The organism is Mycolicibacterium bacteremicum, assembly GCF_002086115.1.
GTDB classification, from domain to species: Bacteria; Actinomycetota; Actinomycetes; order Mycobacteriales; family Mycobacteriaceae; genus Mycobacterium; species Mycobacterium bacteremicum.
Genome location: NZ_MVHJ01000013.1, coordinates 1 through 14,738, shown reverse-complemented (window position 1 = coordinate 14,738; position 14,738 = coordinate 1). Strand labels below are relative to the sequence as shown.

General features: G+C 68.5%; 14 protein-coding genes. 5 read left to right on the top strand and 9 right to left on the bottom strand.

The window, feature by feature from the left end:
* Nucleotides 1-10: 10 nt before the first annotated feature.
* A complete protein-coding gene (gene fdxA / locus BST17_RS16590; protein ID WP_083059922.1) occupies nucleotides 11-331 on the top strand; it encodes a ferredoxin in 321 nt (106 codons plus the stop codon).
* Nucleotides 332-348: 17 nt separating this feature from the next.
* A complete protein-coding gene (gene dapC, locus BST17_RS16585) occupies nucleotides 349-1,434 on the top strand; it encodes a succinyldiaminopimelate transaminase (protein ID WP_109750181.1) in 1,086 nt (361 codons plus the stop codon).
* Between the two features lie 29 nt (nucleotides 1,435-1,463).
* On the opposite strand, the gene BST17_RS16580 is transcribed toward dapC, so the two are convergent.
* From BST17_RS16580 to BST17_RS16560, 5 genes are all read right to left on the bottom strand, one after another.
* Complete coding sequence (locus BST17_RS16580) at nucleotides 1,464-2,258, bottom strand: endo alpha-1,4 polygalactosaminidase (RefSeq protein ID WP_083059919.1); 795 nt, start codon at nucleotides 2,256-2,258, stop codon at nucleotides 1,464-1,466.
* On the bottom strand, nucleotides 2,255-2,875 hold the full coding sequence (locus tag BST17_RS16575; RefSeq protein ID WP_083060100.1) for a response regulator: 621 nt from the start codon (nucleotides 2,873-2,875) through the stop codon (nucleotides 2,255-2,257). The genes BST17_RS16580 and BST17_RS16575 overlap by 4 nt, the downstream gene beginning before the upstream one ends.
* Before the next feature lie 17 nt (nucleotides 2,876-2,892).
* Entirely contained in the window at nucleotides 2,893-4,059 is a 1,167-nt protein-coding gene (locus BST17_RS16570) for a sensor histidine kinase (RefSeq protein WP_083059918.1), read from the bottom strand.
* Between the two features lie 9 nt (nucleotides 4,060-4,068).
* A complete protein-coding gene (locus BST17_RS16565; RefSeq protein ID WP_083059916.1) occupies nucleotides 4,069-5,529 on the bottom strand; it encodes a carotenoid oxygenase family protein in 1,461 nt (486 codons plus the stop codon).
* A gap of 84 nt (nucleotides 5,530-5,613) precedes the next feature.
* Nucleotides 5,614-7,167, bottom strand: coding sequence for a PucR family transcriptional regulator (locus tag BST17_RS16560; protein ID WP_083059914.1), 1,554 nt, complete (start codon nucleotides 7,165-7,167; stop codon nucleotides 5,614-5,616).
* Between the two features lie 93 nt (nucleotides 7,168-7,260).
* On the opposite strand from BST17_RS16560, the gene pruA reads away from it, so the two are divergent.
* Together pruA and BST17_RS16550 are read left to right on the top strand one after the other, a co-directional pair.
* Nucleotides 7,261-8,895 (top strand): L-glutamate gamma-semialdehyde dehydrogenase, encoded by a 1,635-nt coding sequence (gene pruA, locus BST17_RS16555; RefSeq protein WP_083060098.1) that lies wholly within the window; start codon nucleotides 7,261-7,263, stop codon nucleotides 8,893-8,895.
* On the top strand, nucleotides 8,892-9,839 hold the full coding sequence (locus BST17_RS16550) for a proline dehydrogenase family protein (RefSeq protein WP_083059912.1): 948 nt from the start codon (nucleotides 8,892-8,894) through the stop codon (nucleotides 9,837-9,839). Before pruA ends, BST17_RS16550 begins: the two co-directional genes overlap by 4 nt.
* A 10-nt stretch (nucleotides 9,840-9,849) precedes the next feature.
* On the opposite strand, the gene BST17_RS16545 is transcribed toward BST17_RS16550, so the two are convergent.
* From BST17_RS16545 to BST17_RS16530, 4 genes are all read right to left on the bottom strand, one after another.
* On the bottom strand, nucleotides 9,850-10,248 hold the full coding sequence (locus BST17_RS16545) for a YybH family protein (RefSeq protein ID WP_407937751.1): 399 nt from the start codon (nucleotides 10,246-10,248) through the stop codon (nucleotides 9,850-9,852).
* A gap of 130 nt (nucleotides 10,249-10,378) precedes the next feature.
* Nucleotides 10,379-12,016: a nucleobase:cation symporter-2 family protein gene (locus BST17_RS16540; RefSeq protein ID WP_083059909.1), complete on the bottom strand. Its 1,638-nt coding sequence runs from the start codon at nucleotides 12,014-12,016 to the stop codon at nucleotides 10,379-10,381.
* Between the two features lie 64 nt (nucleotides 12,017-12,080).
* Nucleotides 12,081-12,572 carry an Rv2253 family sensor-like surface protein gene (locus BST17_RS16535; RefSeq protein ID WP_083059908.1) on the bottom strand — a complete coding sequence of 164 codons (492 nt, stop codon included), beginning with the start codon at nucleotides 12,570-12,572 and terminating at the stop codon, nucleotides 12,081-12,083.
* Nucleotides 12,573-12,694: 122 nt separating this feature from the next.
* The gene (locus BST17_RS16530; protein WP_083059906.1) at nucleotides 12,695-13,234 is read right to left on the bottom strand and encodes an NUDIX domain-containing protein; all 540 of its coding nucleotides are present in this window, start codon (nucleotides 13,232-13,234) and stop codon (nucleotides 12,695-12,697) included.
* 23 nt (nucleotides 13,235-13,257) lie between these two features.
* Between BST17_RS16530 and BST17_RS16525 the strand changes: the two genes are divergently transcribed.
* On the top strand, nucleotides 13,258-14,658 hold the full coding sequence (locus BST17_RS16525; RefSeq protein ID WP_083059905.1) for an acyl-CoA synthetase: 1,401 nt from the start codon (nucleotides 13,258-13,260) through the stop codon (nucleotides 14,656-14,658).
* The last annotated feature ends 80 nt before the right edge of the window (nucleotides 14,659-14,738 follow it).

Below are 14,738 nucleotides of genomic sequence, written 5' to 3'. Positions count from 1 at the left end.
AGAAACATCAGTGACGTACGTCATTGCCGAGCCCTGCGTCGACGTCAAGGACAAGGCATGCATCGAGGAGTGCCCTGTCGATTGCATCTACGAGGGTGGCCGGATGCTGTACATCCACCCGGACGAGTGCGTCGACTGCGGCGCCTGCGAGCCGGTGTGCCCGGTCGAGGCCATCTACTACGAAGATGACGTGCCCGACCAGTGGAGCAGCTACGCGCAGAGCAACGCGGACTTCTTCAGCGAGCTGGGCTCGCCCGGTGGCGCGTCGAAGGTCGGCCAGACCGACAACGATCCGCAGTCCATCAAGGACCTCGAGCCCAAGGGCGAGTGACCGCGACACGTTCGGCCATCTCGGCCAAGCTGCCGGTGTTTCCCTGGGACACACTGGCCGACGTCACCGCCACGGCGCGCGCACATCCTGACGGCATCGTCGACCTCTCGGTCGGCACGCCGGTGGACGAGGTCGCCCCGGTGATCCGCGATGCGCTGGCCCAGGCCAGCGCTGCGCCCGGATACCCGACGACCGCGGGCACGCCGGCGCTTCGTGCGGCGATCCACGATGCGCTGGAGCGCCGGTTCGGTATCACCGGCGTCGCGGCCGACGCCGTGCTGCCCGTGATCGGCACCAAGGAGCTCATCGCCTGGTTGCCGACCCTGCTCGGGCTGGGTGCCGGGGACACCGTGGTGATCCCCGAGCTGGCCTACCCGACCTACGACGTCGGCGCGCGGCTGGCCGGCGCCCAGGTCCTGGCGGCCGACTCGCTGACCCAGATCGGCCCGCAGACACCGTCACTGATCTACCTGAACTCGCCGAGCAACCCGACCGGCCGGGTACTGGGCGTGGACCATCTGCGCAAAGTGGTCGGCTGGGCGCGTGAACGTGGCGTGCTGATCGCCTCCGACGAGTGCTACCTCGGCCTGGCCTGGGATGCCGCACCGCTGTCGGTGCTGCACCCGTCGGTATGCGATGGCGACCACACCGGTCTGCTGGCCATCCACTCGCTGTCGAAGACCTCGTCACTGGCCGGGTATCGGGGCGGATTCGTCGCCGGCGACCCGGCCGTGGTGACCGAACTGCTGGCGGTGCGCAAGCACGCCGGGATGATGGTGCCCGGTCCGGTGCAGGCCGCCATGGTCGCCGGCCTGACCGACGACGAGCACGTCGCCGCGCAGCGCGAACGCTATGCCCACCGGCGGGTGCTGCTGCTGCCCGCACTGCAGAAGGCCGGGTTCACCATCGACCACTCCGAGGCGGGCCTGTACCTGTGGGCCACCCGCGGGGAACCCTGCCGGGACACCCTGGCCTGGCTGGCGCAGCGCGGAATCCTGGTGGCGCCCGGCGAGTTCTACGGCCCGGCCGGCGCGCAGCACGTGCGGGTGGCGCTGACGGCCACCGACGAACGCATCGCCGCTGCGGTGCAACGAATCAGCTGAGGCCGCCGTCGCCCGGCCGGCGGACTGACTCAGCGGCACTGTTCATAGACGTGGCCCGCAGCGCCTGCGGCGGTGAGGTCGCGGTCCCGGAGGATGGTCTGCGGGGCACGCTCGCCTGAGGCGCAGACGTCGGCGAACGGCGCCGGCAGATTGTCGGCATACTCGATCTGCAGCACATGCTCGCCGTACGTGGCGGTGTAGGCATCGCATTCGTCGTAGGCGGCGCATTCCTCGGCGACCGCAAAGTCGAAGCCCAGTTCGCCGCGCCCGATCCCGGTGATCTCGGCGGCGTTCTTCTGCCCGATCGCCATCCCCCGTGCATGCGCCAGTGCCGCGAAACTGCGGGCCAGTTCCAGCGCCCCGGACCGGTCGATGCCCGGATAGCGGGTGAAGGTGTCCAGGTTGTCGATCTCGACGGCGTCGAACCCGTTGTCCGCGCAGCGGTTCAGGGTCGGGGTGAGCACCTCCAGGATCACGGTGCGCTGCTCTGCCGTGGAGGGATCCAGGATGTACTCGTCGGGCCACTCGGCATCTACGACCGGTGCGCCGGACCCGTCACGCAACAGCGCAGCGGGGTGCCTCGTCACCCAATCGGTGCCCGGCTGAGTCTGAAACCCGTTGATATAGCAGATGTTGTAGGCCCCCGGCAGTGGCGCCGCCGAAGAGTCACGGACGACCACCGCCAGCCCCTCGGTGTCCGACGAGCCTCCGAGCTGGTAGTCGAACCCACCTGTGGTGGGCGGTAGCGTCACCGGGGCGGCCGAGGCCTGCGGGCACAGTGGGAGGATCAGTATGGCCGCGAGGACGGCCGAGAAGCCTTTCACGTCAACAGCCCCAGTGACATCGCCGTCGTGACGGCGGCGGTGCGATCCGAGACATTCAGCTTGGCGAACACCCGTAGCAAGTGCGTCTTCACGGTGGCCTCGCTGATGTGCAGCGACCGCCCGATCTCGGCGTTGGTGTGCCCACGCGATACCAACGCCAGCACCTCCGCTTCCCGCGCGGTCAGGCCTGCATGCACCGGTTCGCGCATCAGACCGAGTAACCGGCCCGCAACAGACGGCGCCAGCACCGTCTTGCCGGCCGCGGCATCGCGCACCGCCGCAGCGAGTTCGGTGCGCGACGCATCTTTGAGTAGGTACCCCGCCGCGCCGGCCTCCACAGCACGCAGGATATCGGCATCGGTCTCGTAGGTGGTGACTACGACGATCCGAGTATCCGGAAGCTGCGCCAGGATACGTTCGGTGGCGGTGACCCCGTCCCCGTCTGGCATCCGCAGATCCATCAGGATGACGTCCGGTCGTAGTGCCGCGGCCGTGGTGAGTGCCTCGTTACCGGACGCGGCCTCCCCGACGACGGTCAGGCCGTCCTCGGCATCAATCATGCCGCGCAAACCTTCTCGGACCATCGGATGGTCATCGACGAGCAGCACTGTGCACATGTGGCGATGGTTGCCGGTCACAGCGGGACCTCGATCTGCACGCGGACCCCACTTTCCGACAAGACCGTCATGGTGCCGCCGACCTGCGATACCCGTGAGCGCATACCGCGCAGACCGAAACCGTCGATGTGGCGGCTGGGAAGGCCTTTCCCGTTGTCCGACACCACCAACCGCACCGCGTCCGGGGTGCGTTCCAGGGCGACGCGTGCGGTGTCGGCTCCGGAGTGCCGGCGGATGTTGGACAGTGCCTCCTGTGCGGCGCGCAGCAGGACGACGTCGCCGGCCATCCCGACCGTCGGGGTGTCCTCGGCGACCCGGCAGTCCAGCGCCATGTCCGTCTCATCTCCGAATGCCCTGCACAACCGCCGGATTGCCGCGGGCAGGGTCGCGCCGTCGAGTGCCTTCGGCGTCAGCTCTGCCACCATGGTCCGGGCCTCGGCAAGGTTCTCGCGTGCAGTGGCCTGGATCAGCGTCAGGTGGCGCGCCGCCGCCTCCCGGTCGGTGGGCAGCTCCGCCTCGATCGCCTGGGTGAGGGCGACGATGCTGGTGAACCCCTGGGCCAGCGTGTCATGGATCTCGCGGGCCAGCCTTTCCCGCTCGGCCGCGATACCGGCTTGCCGTGACAGGCTTGCGGTTTCGGCCCGGCTGTCGCGCAGCTCGGCGACCAACCGGGCCAGAACCATGCGCTGACGCACCGACGATACGACCATGATCCCGATGATCGGTCCCGCCACCAGGCCGATGAAGGTCATCGCAACTGCCACCGCGAAATGCGGGGAACCCGGGCCCGACAGCGCGAGCTCCAAGCCGAGCGGCAGCAGCGTGATCAGGATGGACGCGGTCACGCCGGCCGCGAGCGGCAGGGTCGAGAACACCACCGGGAACAGCGCCGGGATCGCCGCTACCGCCACCGGCGCGCACACCATGGCCACGGCCCACAGCGTCAGCGCCACCGCGATGTAAAGCAGCGGGCGCCAGCCGACCGCGCCCATCCGCGGTACCCGCCGCCCGGCGACGATCAGCCAGCCGGCCATGGCGGTCAATGCGATGGTGGCCCCGCTGGGGGAGCGGCCGGGCACCCGGTCGTCGAGCAGGTGTACCGCACCGATCGCGACGGCGCAGATACCGGCCGCATAGAGATCCCACAGCCAGTGCCACGTCGCGTGGTCGGGCCCGCCTTCCATTGGCCGATGCTAACCGGTCCGGGGGACCCAGTTGCCGTGGAAGCCGTGCGGAATCCGGCACGGCAGGTGGACCACGGCGGTGGTCTCCAGCGACTGGGCGTCCAGCAGCACCAGATCGCTACGGTCGCTGCTGCGGTGGTAGACGAAGCCCATGACCACGCCGTCGTCCTCGGCGGCGTCCGGTGCGGTGGGGACGAAGACGAATTCGCCGGGCTCGCCGTCGTAGGCGAAGGTGATCCGGCGGGTCTGCCCGGTCTGCAGGTCGTGGCGCAGCAGCGCCGACGGCACCGATCCGTCGTCGGTCGGGGTATTGCCCACGCTGTATCCATATCGGTGTCTCTTTCCGACCTTGCGCTCGTCGACGCGCGGAAACTCCTGGGACCGGTCGTCCAGGCGCTCGGTGGCGACCCGGCCGGAGAGCAGATCGACGGTCCACCGGTCCAAGGTCGGTGGCTCGAACAGCTTGGTGCCCGTGGTGAAAACCGATGGATGTGACACCACGTCGAGGATCAATGTCGGTCCGTCCTCGTAGGCGTTGAGCGGATGGAAGACGTAGCACTGCGGTACTTCGAACCAGCGGATGTCGCCGTGTCCGTCCCGCGGCAGCACCCCGACACGTGCCTGCTTCTCCGGTGCCCAGCGATACGGCATCGTGCCCAGGCCGCGTCGTGATAGTTCCGAGCCACGCAGCACCACGCGGACCAGCGCATCGGGCACGGAATGTGTTGCCACGAAACGGCTCACAGCCTGCCTGGCGGTACCTGCGCCGAAGTCCAGCGCGACCGGCAGGTCGTAGAGGACGACGTAGTGTTCGGTCAGCGAGAAGTCGTGCATCATGGTCTGCTGGTCCAGTGCTATGTCGGTGGCATACCGCACCAGGCCATCGGTGCCGGTGACGGTGTAGCGAACAGCGTTGCCGCGCATCGGGTGATAGGACACGGCGTGCAGCTCACCGGTGTCGGGATCGCGTTTGGGATGCGCGCTGTACCCTGCGGTGAGGGTGCCGGAGAAGTCCGATCCGCCGACGGTGTCGAGTTCCTCGGTCAGTTCATAGGGGCGGGCGCCCGCCTCGGCGAGCACCAAAGTGCGTCCGGCGTGGCCGATGATGTTGGTGTTGGCTGCGAAATCGAAGCCGGCGCCGCGCGCGCCACGAGGCCAGCGCTCGCCCAGGTCTCGGGACACCGCGGCCGACCGGACCCAACGGTTGCGATACCAGTGCGCGGTCCCATCGGCCAGTCGCAGGCCGTGCGCCATTCCGTCGCCCATGAACCAGTGGTAGGTCGCGGGATCCAGATCGCCGAGTGGATTGGGACCGGTACGAAGGTACCGGCCGTCCAGGTGATCGGGGATGGTGCCTGTGACGTCCAGGTCGATGGCGGTGATCTCTTCGGTGACGGGCGCGTAGTTGCCTGCCAGGAACGGGTTGGCCGACGGCCGGCGCGGTGCTGCGGTGAGGGTGGGCTGGCTCATGGTTCGATCCTGTAGCGGACAGGCGGTTCTCGGAACGTCCGCACGGTCGAATCAGGAGTCAACCGAAAGGTGGACATTCGATGCTCACGCGGTGGCGCGCAGACTGAGCGTCAACAGGAGCCGCACATCGGGGTCGGCCAATGAGGAGCCGAGGACCTGTTCGATCCGGCGCACTCGGTAGCGCACGGTGTTGGGGTGCACGTGCAGCGCCTCGGCCGCCGCCGCGACATCGCCGAAGCTGTCCAGGTACACACTCAACGTGTGGGCGAGCATCGGTTCGTCGGCACGCAACGCGCTGACCCGCGGATCGATGAGCCGGTCGTCGGCGGCGACCGCCGTGATGATCTCATCGAGCAACACCGTGGTGCGTGCCTCGGCCAGCGACGTGACCGCCGCCAATGTGCCCGGGTGGCGGTGCGCGCTGTCGAGCACCCGGTCCACCTCGCGACGGGCGGCCGCGGCACCGGCGAGACCGGGGACCGGCGCGGCGATCACCGCCCGCAGATCCACCCCCAACTCGGTGCGCAGCGACGCCACGGTGCTGCGTACCCAGGAGGTGAGCGTCCGATTGGCCGCCGGGAACAACACATACGCCCGCGCGCCCGACGAGGCGATCTGTGCGTCGGCCCGAAAGGCGCCGGCACTCAACGCCAGCACATCGGCCAGGCGTCCGCCGGGCACTGCGCCGTCGAATCCGATGACCGCGGCCCGGCCGTCGGCGACGATGCCGAGTTCGCGGGCGACGACCTCGAAGTCCACTGTCTCCGAGGAGAACCCGAGCAATTCGCGGACCCGGACCGCATCGCTGGACGGTGTCGCCGCCAGCCGGGCCATGATGCGACCGGCGAGCACCGCCGCGCCACGCAACACCTCCTCGGCGTCCCCGGCCAGCGGCCGGTCGCCCTGCTGGACCCAGATCGTGCCGATGAAAGCCGGTGCGCGCCGGGCATCGACGGTCGCGGTGAAGATCCCTATCGCCAGGCGCGGCCGCAGCCCGAGTTCGGGGCGTTCGGCGACCCGGACGGGATCGGGCCGGGCGCGCAACGCGTCGAAAATGCCGCGCCGGGCGATCCAGGCCAGGTGCTCCGGCGGCCCGGCGCGGCCGAGGATGGACAGCCGGCGAAGGTCGTCGGCCTCGTCGTTGGACGCCGAATAGGCCAGGACATGCGATTCGGCGTCTTCGATGCTGACCATGCCGTGCGTGCGCTCCGCGATCGACTGGGCCAGGCCGAACAGATCGGTACCCGAGTCGTGCTCGGCACCGTCGCCGTGGTGGTCGAAGACGTGATCGACGAGCCGGTACAGACGCTCCCACCGGGCGCGGGGGTCGACGGCCACCACCGCGGTGCCGGCCTGGGTGGCGTGCCGGATCACCTCGGCGCCGGGGTGCTTGACGAAGATGGCGGCGGGGGAGTGGCCGTGTCGGTCGAGCCACCCGATGGTGTCGGCGCCGTCGGCGCCCAGCAGGAAGAAGATGTCGGCGGACCCGGCCGCCGCGGCCAGGCCGAGTCGCATGTCGTCGGCGTCCAGCAGCGCCGCCGAGGACACCGTGAGATCCAACCCTCGCGGGGCGTCGACCAGGCTGACCAGGGTGGCATCGAGGGCCAGCAGCAGCTGGCCGAGGCTGACACCGCGCATACTGTCGGATCGTACTAGTTGGGAAGGTACGTGTTGGCGCATCGGACAACAGAAAGCGGTCGGCGGCGCGCGATCCTGACAGCCATGAACGCGATCACCGCAATCTCGAAGGTCCCGGCACCCGTCAACGAACCCGTTCACGAATACGCACCCGGTTCTGCCGAGCGCGACCGACTGATCAGCGCCTTGGCCGACCTCGGCGGCGGGGCCATCGATCTCCCGCATGTCATCGGGGGCGAGCACCGGATGGGCGACGGCGAGCGCGTCGACGTCGTGCAACCGCACCGGCACAGCGCACGGCTGGGGACCTTGACCAACGCCGGGCATACCGAGGCCCGCGCCGCTATCGCCGCGGCGCAGAACGCCAAGCCCGATTGGGCGGGCCTGCCCTTCGAGGAACGGGCCGCGGTGTTCCTGCGGGCGGCCGACCTGCTGGCCGGTCCGTGGCGGGAGAAGATCGCCGCGGCCACCATGCTCGGCCAGTCCAAGACGGCCTATCAGGCCGAGATCGATGCGCCCTGTGAACTGGTCGACTTCTGGCGGTTCAACGTGGCATTCGCGGGAGAGATCCTGGCCCAGCAGCCCGCCAGCAGTCCGGGGGTGTGGAACCGGACCGACCACCGGCCGCTGGAGGGCTTCGTCTACGCGATCACCCCGTTCAACTTCACCGCGATCGCGGCGAACCTACCCACCGCACCGGCTCTGATGGGCAACACCGTCATCTGGAAACCCTCACCTACCCAGACCTTCTCGGCCTACCTGACCATGCAGCTGCTGGAAGCGGCCGGTCTGCCGCCCGGCGTCATCAACCTCCTCACCGGTGACGGCCGGGAGGTGTCCGAGGTGGTCCTCGCCGACCCGCAGTTGGCCGGCATCCATTTCACCGGATCCACCGCGACATTTCAGCACCTGTGGCGCGAGGTCGGCATGAACATCGAGCGCTACCGCAGTTATCCGCGTCTGGTCGGCGAGACCGGTGGCAAGGATTTCGTCCTGGCGCACACCAGCGCTCAACCGGATGTGCTGCGCACCGCCCTGATTCGCGGAGCATTCGACTACCAGGGCCAGAAATGCTCGGCGGCCTCACGGGCCTACATCCCGCGTTCGGTATGGCAGCGCATCGGCGACGATCTGCTGTCGGCCACCGCAGACCTGCGCTACGGCGATGTCACCGACCTGAGCAACTTCGGTGGGGCGGTGATCGACGCCCGCGCCTATGCCAAGAACGCCCGGGCCCTGGAGCGGGCCAAGAGCGCACCCGGGGTCACCGTTGCCGTCGGCGGCGAATGCGACGACAGTACGGGCTATTTCGTGCGGCCGACGGTGCTGCTGTCCGACGATCCGAACGACGAGTCGTTCTCGCAGGAGTACTTCGGACCGATCCTGGCGGTGCATGTCTATCCCGACGACGATTTCGACCGGATCCTGACCGTGGTGGACGAGGCCTCGCCGTACGCGTTGACCGGGGCGGTGATCGCCGACGATCGCGCCGCGATCGTCAAGGCCCAGAACCGCCTGCGGCACACGGCCGGCAACTTCTACGTCAACGACAAGCCCACCGGTGCGGTGGTGGGGCAGCAACCCTTCGGCGGCGCGCGCGCCTCCGGTACCAACGACAAGGCCGGTTCCCCGATGAATCTGCAGCGTTGGACCTCGGCACGCTCGATCAAGGAGACGTTTGCGCCACCCACCCGCCACGAGTATCCGCACATGGAGGTGCAGCGATGAGCGTGTTCAGCAGGGTGGCCCGCCCGGCGATCCTGGCGGCCGCCAAACGGGACGGGCTACGCCGCACCGCGGAACGGCTGCCGGTCACCCGTGAGGTGGTGCACCGCTTCGTGCCCGGAGAGACCGTTGCCGACGTCATGACCTCGGTTGCCACCCTGCGTGATTCGCGGCGCATGGTGTCCATCGACTACCTCGGCGAGGATGTCACCGACACCGAGACCGCGGACGCGACGGTGCAGGCCTACCTCGGCCTCCTCGACGCGCTGCGCGACCGCACCGAAACCGGCGGCGCTGTCCGCCCGTTGGAGGTGTCGTTGAAGCTGTCGGCGCTGGGCCAGGCCCTCGCGCAGGACGGCGAGAAGGTGGCGCTGGAGAACGCCCGCGCCATCTGCGAGCGGGCCGCCTCGGTCGGGGTCTGGGTGACCGTCGACGCCGAGGACCACACCACCACCGATTCGACCCTGTCCATCGTGCGGGACCTGCGCATCGACTACCCCTGGGTCGGCACCGTGCTGCAGGCGTACCTGAAGCGAACCCCCGCGGATTGCGCCTGCTTCGCCGATGCGCGGATCCGGTTGTGCAAGGGCGCCTATGACGAGCCTGGCTCGGTGGCGCACCGGGACGCCGAGGCGGTCACCGAGGCCTATCTGCGGTGCCTGCGCATCCTGATGGCCGGCAGTGGATACCCGATGGTCGCCTCACACGACCCGGCGATCATCGCCGAGGTGCCCGGCCTGGCCACCGAACACGGCAGGTCCGCAGACGATTTCGAGTACCAGATGCTGTACGGCATTCGGGACGACGAGCAGCGCCGGCTGGCCGCGGCGGGCAACCACGTCCGTGTCTACGTGCCGTTCGGTACCCAGTGGTACGGCTACTTCGTCCGCCGGCTGGCCGAACGACCTGCCAACCTCACATTCTTCCTGCGGGCGCTGGTCGACTGAGCGGGTGGGATCACAGCGAGGTGTCGGGGAACGAGTGGTGCTCGTGGGCGATCTGCCAGCCATCCGCATCCTTGCGCAACCCCATGGTCAGCCGCAGCCGGTTGTCCGGGTTCTCGGCGAACTCCTTCTCGCCACCGCAGCGCAACAACGCGTAGGCGAACGCGACGTCCTCGCCGGCTTCGACATCGAGTTCCAGCAGCTCGAAATTGGCGCCGCCGCGGACGAATTCGAAGAACGGCGGCCAGCTGTCCCGGTACTGCTGCAGACCCCGGATACCCGCGTAGGGCGGGGGGACGTCGAACATCACGATGTCGCGGGCATGCGCGGCGGTGACGCCGTCGAGGTCACATGCCCGGATGGCATCGACCCACCGGGTGATCAGGGCCCGGATATCGGCTTCTGCGGTCATCATTCGGTCCTCTCGTCACCAGTACCGACCCGATTCGGTGCCGAAAGTCATCGCCGGCCGCAGTGGATGAGTGGGCGGCTCAGCCGCCGTGCCGGATCTGGCGGCTCAGCCGCCGTGGATGATGGGCGGCTCAGCCGCCGCGGGTCGAGAACCTGCCGTCGGTCACTTCATCCCACTTCCGGCACACCGCGGCGACCTGCTCGTCACCCTGTTCCCTGATCCACGTGCAGGTCTCACGATCGGTGGCCGGATTGGTCACGATGATGGTGCGCAGTTCCGGCCGGTCCTCGGCCAGTTGGCGCAGCCGCTGCGGCGGGGTGGCGGGGTCGGCGGCGCGCAGCGCGTCCAAGGGGTCCGGCAGAGCCCCACGCGGCGCGTCGTGGCCGGCCAGATCGCCCGCCAACTCGTCGGTGGGGCGGGTGTTGAGCAGCAAATTCAGCAGAATGGCGGTGATCGCGCCCGCGGAGATGCCGGAGTGGAAGATGGTCTGGAACCAATCCGGGAACTGGTGGTACAGATCCAGTGAGACATTGACCGGCCCGTCGCCGAGCGTGCGGTCGGTGTAGTACAACTTGGCCTCGGTCAGCATCGCGACACCGATCGAGATTGCCACCACCAGGATGTTGGTGTTGGTGAAGGCCACCTTCGACAGGGTGCGGACACCGCTGGCGGCGACCATGCCGAACAGCGCCACCCCCGCGCCGCCGAGAACCGGAAGTGGTATGCCTTCGACGACGGCGGCCATCTTCGGCAGCAGGCCGAGCAGCACCAGGATGACACCGGCGACGGTCGCGACGTGGCGGGTGCGCACCCCCGTGATGGCCACCAATCCCACGTTCTGCGCGAAAGCCGTGTACGGGAACGTGTTGAAGATGCCGCCGATGACAGTGCCCAGGCCGTCCGCGCGCAGGCCGTCGGCCAGCCGCTGCGGGGTGATCTTCTCGTCGACGATCTCACCGACCGCCACGATGTCACCGGTGGTCTCGGTCATAATCACGATGGCCACGATCAGCAGGGCGATGATCGAACTGACCTCGAACGCCGGCATGCCGAACTGGAAGGGGGTCACGAAGCCGACCCAGTCGTAGTCGCCCATATGCGACCAGTCGGCCATGCCGAATGGGATGGCGACGACGGTGCCGACGAGCAGGCCGAGCAGGATCGACACCCGGCGCAGGCCTTCGGGAGCGAATCGCTCGATCGCGATGATCACAACCAGGGTGAAGAAGCCCATGCCGATCGCGGCCGGCGAGCCGAAGTCGACTCCGGTGGCGGTGCCGCCGCCGAACCAGCCGGCAGCCACCCGCATCAACGACACTCCGATGATGAGGATGATGGTCCCGGTCACCAGCGGGGGGAAGAATCTGATCAGCTTCCCGAATACCGGTGCCAGTGCCATCATGAACAGTCCGCACGCGATCACCGACCCGTAGATCGTGGTGACCCCGTGGTTGAGGCCGATGGTGATCATCGGCCCCACCGCGGCGAAGGTGACGCCTTGCATCAGCGGCAGCCGAACTCCGAACCGCCAGAAGCCCACTGCCTGGATCACCGTCGCTATGCCGGCGACGAAGAGGTCGGCCATGATCAGGTGCACGATGTCGGACTGCTGCAACCGGCCCGCGCCGACCATGGCACCGCCGACGATCAGGGGAACCGCCACCGCGCCGGCATACATCGCCAGAACGTGTTGAAAACCCAAGGGCAGCAACCGCTTCAGTGGTGGGATCTCGTCGACGGGTCGCTCCGCGGGTGCCTGCACTGCCATCAGCCCATCTTCGGAGAACGACGTTTCAACAGCTTTCCGGGCGGATGTCCGTCGAATTACATCCTCAGGGCACGGGGAACGCCGCAGCCGGGATCAGCACGTTGCCCCGGCAGGGACCGCTGAGGATGTCGGTGTACCAGCTGCCCTGTAGCGAGCCGTCGGGCTGCGGTGTGTAGGTGACCCAGGACTGCGCAGGGCTGTACACCCTGGGCACGCCGTCCCCGCGGAAGCACTCCCACTGCCAGTTGTAGCTGAACGTCCACTTGCCGCCGCTCCACGTGTAACGCTGCGGTTGCGGGATGGTCGGATTGGATGGTGCCGGACCGTCGACGACGGTGGCCACACATGCGGTGCCGCAGGCGGTGGTGAACGTGTACAGCGCCGTCAGGTCACCCTCGGGTTGGCGCGCGGCGATGCTGGTGCCGTTCTTCTGCGACGCATAGCTGACGACCTGATAGCGCCCGTTCAACTGGGTGGCGGCGCCGGCTGGGGGTGCCGGAACGAGACCGGCCACCAGGAGGGCGGCCAGCGCGGCACAGAGTCGACGGACCAACATCCCTTTCCCTATTCAGTCGCGGAATCAGCTGTACCCAACCGTAACTGCGGGTTCTGACAAAAATGCGGATCGTCATATCTGCTGCGTCAATTAGAGACCACATTGTGACGCACGTGCGCGTTTCACTCCCGTTCGGACAGCAGCACCATGGCCCACGCCGCGATGGTCTGGGCGTCGGTGATCTCACCGGAGCGGATCATCTGCTCGATTTGCGCGGCCGTGAACCACTCGCTGTGCATGTCCTGCTCTTCGTGCTCCCGCTCGTGGGCACCCTCGTCCAGGCCGGTCGCCAGGAACACCCAGCCGCGCTGGCTGCTCATCCCCGGCGCCACGTCCAGCAGGCCGAGCCGCACCAACGACTCGGCCCGCAGCCCGGTCTCCTCACGAAGCTCGCGGGCGGCGAGTTCCTCGGGTGCCAGATCGGCGAGATCCGGCGCGGTGCCCTGCGGGAACTCCCAGCGCCGCAAGCCGATCGGGTAGCGGTACTGCTCGACGAGGTGGAACCGGTCGCCGTCGCGGGCGATCACCAGGGCGTAGGTGGGTTTGTCGATGACCCCGTAGATACCCTCGCTGCCGTCGGGTCGGCGGATCGCGTCCTCGCGCACCGTCATCCAGTTGTTGCGGTATACCTCACGGCTGGACAGCCGTTCGATCCGGGCCATGGGCCAAGAGTAGCCTCACGAGAGTGTTGCTGACCTCGCTGGACCCGGCCGCGGTCGCCGCCGGGCACGACCTGTCCGACGCCGTGCGCATCGACGGGGTGACGCTGAGCCGCAGCGACCTGGTGGGCGCGGGCACCTCCGTGGCCGAGCGGGTGGCCCGGGCGCAGCGCGTCGCCATCCTGGCGACTCCGAGCGCCACCACCGTGCTGGCGGTCACCGGTTGTCTGATCGCCGGCGTCCCGTTCGTCCCGGTGCCGCCCGATGTCGGTGCGACCGAACGCGCGCACCTGATTTCCGATTCCGGTGCGCAGGCGTGGCTGGGTGAGCTGCCCGCCGAAACCGAAGGGCTGCCGCACATCCCGGTGCGGATGCACGCCCGCTCCTGGCACCGCTACGCCGAGCCGGCACCGGACTCGACGGCCATCATCATGTACACCTCCGGGACCACCGGGCTGCCCAAGGGGGTGAAGATCACCCGGCGGGCCATCGCCGCGGACATCGATGCACTCGCCCAGGCCTGGCAGTGGACGGCCGCGGACACCCTGGTGCACGGTTTGCCGCTGTTTCACGTGCACGGGCTGGTGCTGGGACTGCTGGGCTCATTGCGGATCGGAAACCGGTTCGTGCACACAGGAAAACCGTCGCCGGCCGGGTATGCGCAGGCCGGCGGTTCGCTGTATTTCGGGGTGCCGACGGTGTGGTCGCGCATCGCCGCCGACGAGGAGGCCGCGCGAGCGCTGGCCGGGGCGCGGCTGCTGGTGTCGGGCAGCGCGGCGCTGCCCGTGCCGGTGTTCGATGCCCTCGTCCGTCTGACCGGGCATGCGCCGGTGGAGCGGTACGGCAGCACCGAGTCGCTGATCACCCTGAGCACCCGGGCCGACGGTGAGCGTCGGCCCGGCTGGGTGGGGTTACCCCTGGACGGCGTGCAGACCCGCCTGGTGGACGAGCACGGCGCGCTCGTGCCGCATGACGGCGAGACGATCGGTCAGCTGCAGATCAAGGGCCCCACCGTGTTCACCGGTTACCTGAACCGGCCGGACGCCACCGCTGAGGCCTTCGACCCGGAGGGCTGGTTCCGCACCGGCGATGTCGCGGTCATCGACGCCGACGGGATGCACCGCATCGTCGGTCGCGAGTCGGTGGACCTGATCAAATCGGGTGGGTACCGGATCGGCGCCGGTGAGATTGAGACCGTCCTACTCGGGTACCCGGGCGTCGACGAGGTGGCGGTCGTCGGGGTGCCAGACGCCGATCTGGGGCAGCGCATCGTCGCCTTCGTCGTCGGGGATGTCGAGCCTGCGCGGGTCATCGACTTTGTCGCCGAACAGCTTTCGGTGCACAAGCGACCCCGCGAGGTGCGCATCGTGGCGAGCCTGCCGCGTAATGCGATGGGCAAGGTGCTCAAGAAGGAGCTGACGAAGTGACCGGGGGAGACGGGCGTGAGTGAGGATCGCAGCGAGGGACGAGCGAGGACCGGAGCGAACGCGGGAGTCGACCGATGAGC